This window comes from Atopobium deltae, assembly GCF_001552785.1.
GTDB lineage: Bacteria > Actinomycetota > Coriobacteriia > Coriobacteriales > Atopobiaceae > Atopobium > Atopobium deltae.
Genome location: NZ_KQ959490.1, coordinates 1 through 5456, shown reverse-complemented (window position 1 = coordinate 5456; position 5456 = coordinate 1). Strand labels below are relative to the sequence as shown.

Here is a 5456-nt window from a genome sequence, read left to right as displayed (position 1 = left end):
AGAATAAGAAGATCAACTGAGGTAAGTTCCTCAAGATCAAAATCCTTGAAGTACTTTTTGGCTTCAGGATCTTCGGCAAGTGCTAAAAACACACCTTTGCTGTGGTATCCCCAACTAGCAAGGTAGTGTTTTACGAAAAGACAACTTACAGTTTGTAAGTGATGAATACGGTTCATCTGGTGCTTGAAACGATCTACCTGTGGTGAGATCCTCTCACCAAGTACAGATTCTATGGGGTGGGGTTTGGAAGATGAGGGTTGTAACATAGCTGTCTGCATAGGCGTTCCTTTTCTTAGCTTCCTAAAATTGCATTTGCGATGTCGGATGATTTTTTGAGTGCCATAAAGTATGCAAGAACCACAGCTAAACAAGCCGAAAGCGCATGTTGGATACCGAGTTGTGGAACTATAACAACCATTGAGATAATTGCAGGATACGAATAGACCAAAAATACTAAAATCATACCCGCCAAACACTGAGAAACAAAAGCTTTAATAAAACCAATTCCCATGCTGCGGGTTTGTTCGCTTCCTAAAAGAGCCAGGCTGAGAGGAGCAAACATGATATAAATATACAGCTGTATTCCTCTCATAATAAGAAGTGCATGGGCGTATGCGGTAGTCAAAAAAGTGAGCATAACTAGAATAAAAGCAAACGCAATGCTTACAATCGCCCATCCAATATCTGTGAACTCCACAGTCTTAAAATTGTCCATGTAATTAAAATTATGTTGTAGTTCGGTCATTTTGGTAGACGATTTTAAAATGACATCATAAACCGCAGTAAGGATCTCAGTTGAGTGCGTAATGAGCCAGGAGAAGAATACATAAAATGCTACGAGAAAGACAATCTCTTTAAGGGCAGGAACGGTTTGTGAGCCATCTATCTTTTGCGAAATTTTGATAAATTGCACCATAACACAAAAGCCCAAGACACCTCCCGCAATAGGTCTAACAATGGTGGTACACACATCAGTTGTGGTTTTCCATAACGAATTATTTTGACCTAAAATCTGAGATAAATTTTTGAGAAAATCTGAGGTGGGGGTTGCAATCTCAAAGTTAGCTTTAAGAGCAGTCATAATTGCACCCCATACAGGCTGACAGATAGCATTTATAAGCCAGTGCAGCAGATCGCTAAAAATATCTGCTGCTGCATATGGCGTACTATGAAGCATATCCAATCCATATGCTTGCTTGGGAACAATTAATAAAACCGCTGCTAAAAGAAGGCACGCAAGCATTTGGTTTAGGTATCTATTTTTGTACATAATTTGCTCCTTCAAAACTAATCTCGCAGGTGTTTACGTCATAGGTAAGGGTAAGTGTGGTGTTTTGAAGACCATCAAGGGTGTAGCTAAAGCTTATAAACTTACCTTGTGTGTCATAGGTATAGCTTTTTTGCCAGGTTGCTTTGGTTGCCATAGGAAAGTTTTTGGCAACATGGTCATTTACCTTATCTTTTAGTTTTTTCTCATCGAGCTTAATTTCTGCGGGTAAATTGGTGGGAATTTCCACCTCAAAGTTTTTGGTAGGCTCTACACGTTCAAAGATGTCCTTGCCAAAAACATTGCCCTCAAGCGCAGCAAAGCCAGGCTTTTCTGCACTATCAGCAACCGTTTCAAGAGTACACATCTTTAAACCTTCAGGGGTTTGCAGCACAAAGCTTGTGCGAACAGAACTCATATTCTCATAGGTCGAGGGCTTATCTTTGGCGGCAAGTACTAAATACGGAGTCTTAATCTCTTTGCCTGATGAATCAACCTGCACAATCATGTTTTTCTCAAAGCGCAGCGAACCCTTTTGACCGCTCGCAAACACATTGCGGCAAAGATATGCTTGAAGCTTGGCAGAGGTTTCATCTGTGGCAGCTTTAATCTTTTTGTTTTTAAGCACATCAAGGCTTTTTGCAGGTTGTTCATGTTGTACTTGCGTTTGTTGAGCTTGAGGAGATTTTTCTGCATGTTTACGAGACTGAGCCACATTAACACAGCGAGCCACGCTTCCAAACACTAGAAATAGCACAACAAACGCTACACCTAACATGGGCTTAGGATGATTCTTAAACATGTTTTTAATTGTATTCATATATCCAGCCTTTCACTAACTTATAAAACCCCATTTAGGAGTGGAGGTTTTTGAATATTCTGCAAGCCATTCTGAGAGGGATTTGGTGCGAATGTGTCCGATGTTGTCCATGACCTTACCTTCACCTATGTAGATGCCAACGTGTCCATATTTTTTGCCAGCAGGAGTTGCGGGATGCGTTGGTACCGCTACAATCATTCCAGGCTTTAAGGTGGATAAGTCAGATGATGTACACCACTTGTAGTACATATCATTGGCGTTTCCTGAGGGGTATCCATAACCTGCTTTTTGATGCACCAAGCTCACCCATTTAGCACAAAGACCTGCGCCTGGTGAGGGTACTTTTTTGGTTGCAGCAACTACAGCTTTTTGGCGTGTATCTAAAGTGCCATCATTTTGTGCTCCTGTAGAAGTGAGTGCTACATAGTATTCATAAGCATATTTAATGCGTTTAGACTCTCTAGGAATGCCAGGGCGAAAGTTAATCCAGCCATAACAAACATGGCGCACAGCTTCCTCAATGGAAGTTGTGCCATCAAAACCTGCACGAGAGCCACCTACACGAGTTCCTGCGGGGGGATCATCACCCTGCTTTATCATGTAGCTACCCCCACGCTTCCATTCATCAAGTTGCTTTCCTAAAAAAGCAACTTGAACATTGATGTCATCCCAGCGTTTACCCATTTTGTCAGCGAGCGCTTGAAGCGCTCTTTTTTCGGTAGGAGTAGTCCATTGACATATGCCATAACCGTGATTGTCATTTATAAGCTGCGGGTCATCTAATCGCTCTAGTTTTGCATCTCGTCCACCTTCTCTATAGGCTGGTCGAAATTCTGAATTTTCTTGTTTCATGTTGCCTAAGATCGCTGCGGTATGAAGAGCATCGAGTCCTTTTTCGCTCATAAGGTAGTTGGCGACTGCTCTGGCATTTTCATTCAAAATATTTTGAGATTGTTGAGTGGGAATAAAAAACCCAATTACAGCTGCTATTATTGCCATTGCTATTGCTGCGCCTAAAATAACAGGCAAAAGTGTGCCAATAATAGTGCCAAGTATACTTATCACCCCGCCTATTGCAGCTGCAATAGCTTGAAGAAGGGCTTTAATGGATGCTGATGCCATGTGGAAAGTCTGCTTTACATATCCTGTTCCCATCAAACGCTTTGTATCTCTCATCTTTTTGAAAGTTGATTTAGCACGCTTAGCGGCTGCCACGGTGGATTTGTACTTATAGACGGGGTTATAGGTCTGATTGAAGCTTTTAACAACTGTCCTTTTTAAAGACGGTTTTTGTATGAGAATCTGAGCATTTTGAAGGTTTTTAGGGTCAAGGGTACGGGGCTTTAAGGGAGTTGGAACTTTGGTCAAGCCTTCAGGGGTGATACCTAAAGCTTCAAGCTTTTTTATTTGCGCTTTATAGAGCTTTATATCTTGGTAGTACTTGATAAAGTTTGCGCTTGTGGGCTTTACATGCCCATAGCGCTTATATTTATTCCAAATATCTTTTGATTTGTCTGATGAAACAAAAGCTAAGTCAAAGTTGGAACTATGAGCGTCTACAAGCATCTCTTCTTCAGAAAAATTCTGCGCATGAGAAGCTAAGCTATCAGCAGATGTTGCCACAAGGCGATTATCGCCTTGCATAGCAACATCTACCAAAAGCTCTTTTGAAGTGGTTGTTGAAGATATACTTGTTAGCTCGTCCATAATAAAACCTACCTAGCTAACCTTTTTGCGAACGGCATATTCTTCGGGGGAAGTGTTGAACATATCCCACAAAATATTGTTGCGTGGAAAGTCATCTTCAACCGCTACTCTTGCGCCATCTGCAATTAAAAGCCCTTGTCCTGGCTGACACACATCACCAATTACCCTTAGTTCGCTGTCAGACAAGCCCTTAGCTGCTTGCCAATAGGCAGCATCTTCAGCAGATTGCTTGAGTAATAAATAAAACCCAGATTGTTTAACAATATCTCGTGCATCAGAGTTAGATTCAGATGCTTGTGCTAAAGCGGTGACCGACTGAGTCATTCCTGTCATAATGCCACCGAATTTACGAATTTCACGCCATAGACGAGCCAAATAAACAAGTACAGTTTGGTGAGCAAAAAGAGACTGAATCTCATCAATGTAGATGTAGGTATTAATACCCTGAGCGTGATTGTACAAAATACGTTGTCGTTGATCTTCCAAATTTGCAAGCATTACAAACGCCCTCATATCAGCAGATACTTTTGAGGTGTTATAACTAACAAGACGTGTTGCTGGGGTTTTTGTAGTTTTATGATTCAAAAAGCTAGATGCGCCTTGTGTATAGCGGGTCAAAATTAGCGCAAGTTCTTGAGATTGTTTTGTTGCAACTTCTACTGATGAGTTTTGCAAATTGTAAACTAAATCTTCAAGAATAGGCACATCATCAGGTTTTTGTTGGTAACACCTCTCAACAGCTGCGGTAATAAGAGAACGTTCAATTTGAGTTAAGCCTTCTTTACCTTCAGACTTCATAGCGCTAAGCATTGCACATATTGCATCGGTCTTCCAACTTAAAGCGGTTGGAGCTGAAAGCTCAGAAGATACTTGCATATCAAACGGGTTGATAAAGATTTTTGAGTCAGGAGAAAACTCATATTCAGTCTGATTTAAGGTATTAACCAAATAGGAGTATTCTCCCGTTACATCATTGATGAACACCTCGGCTGTAGGATCTACCAAAAAGGTGTTAAAGATCTCACGTTTGATAGCAAAACTTTTACCAGAACCACTCATTCCGCAAACAAAGCCATGAGGACTCATGAGATTTCTGCGTCTCACAAGTACAAGATTGTGGCTTGTTTGATTTTGACCATAATAGCCACCGCCTTCATGCACTATTTCTTGCGTGGTAAAAGGCATCATAAGAGCAGCTTGAAAAGTGGTTAAGTCACGATAACAATTTGATTGATTGTTGCATAAAGGAAGCACGGTATTTAAGCATTCTTGCTGTTGGTATTGTGCTTCTGAGACTTCCAAACCTCGTGCGTGAGCAGCACGCTTAATTTCACTTATGCGCCTATCAAGAGTTTCGTCATCTTGTGCATAGGTAAAAACAACTCCTGCAAAGATATATTGGCGTTGACCTTTTCCCTCAAGAAGATCAAGCACTTCTTCTGAATTTGACATATTTTCTCGCAATGCAGCGGGAAGAATTGAAGCATCATAGCCTTTTGATAGGGCTTGTTGCTGCTGTGTTACTATTTCAGACTGAAGCCAGCTCGCTTTTCGTCTTGCTTGAGCTACACTTGTTGAATAATCCTGAGGTTGAAGATGCCAGGATACAGTTACTGGAAAATCTAGGTCAAGCATTGAGCTTATACACTGATCAGTTAAGCG

General features: G+C 41.1%; 5 protein-coding genes. All 5 read right to left on the bottom strand.

The window, feature by feature from the left end; genetic code table 11:
* The coding region (locus HMPREF3192_RS03055) for a hypothetical protein (protein ID WP_156422845.1) at positions 1-278 on the bottom strand (278 nt) is incomplete at its 3' end.
* A gap of 14 nt (positions 279-292) precedes the next feature.
* Positions 293-1270: a hypothetical protein gene (locus HMPREF3192_RS03050; protein ID WP_066305226.1), complete on the bottom strand. Its 978-nt coding sequence runs from the start codon at positions 1268-1270 to the stop codon at positions 293-295.
* Positions 1257-2087: a hypothetical protein gene (locus tag HMPREF3192_RS03045; RefSeq protein WP_066305225.1), complete on the bottom strand. Its 831-nt coding sequence runs from the start codon at positions 2085-2087 to the stop codon at positions 1257-1259. The genes HMPREF3192_RS03050 and HMPREF3192_RS03045 overlap by 14 nt, the downstream gene beginning before the upstream one ends.
* A gap of 15 nt (positions 2088-2102) precedes the next feature.
* A complete protein-coding gene (locus HMPREF3192_RS03040) occupies positions 2103-3794 on the bottom strand; it encodes a phage tail tip lysozyme (RefSeq protein ID WP_066305224.1) in 1692 nt (563 codons plus the stop codon).
* A 12-nt stretch (positions 3795-3806) separates the two neighbouring features.
* On the bottom strand, positions 3807-5456 hold a 1650-nt coding region (locus tag HMPREF3192_RS03035; RefSeq protein WP_231723344.1), incomplete at its 5' end, for a VirB4-like conjugal transfer ATPase, CD1110 family.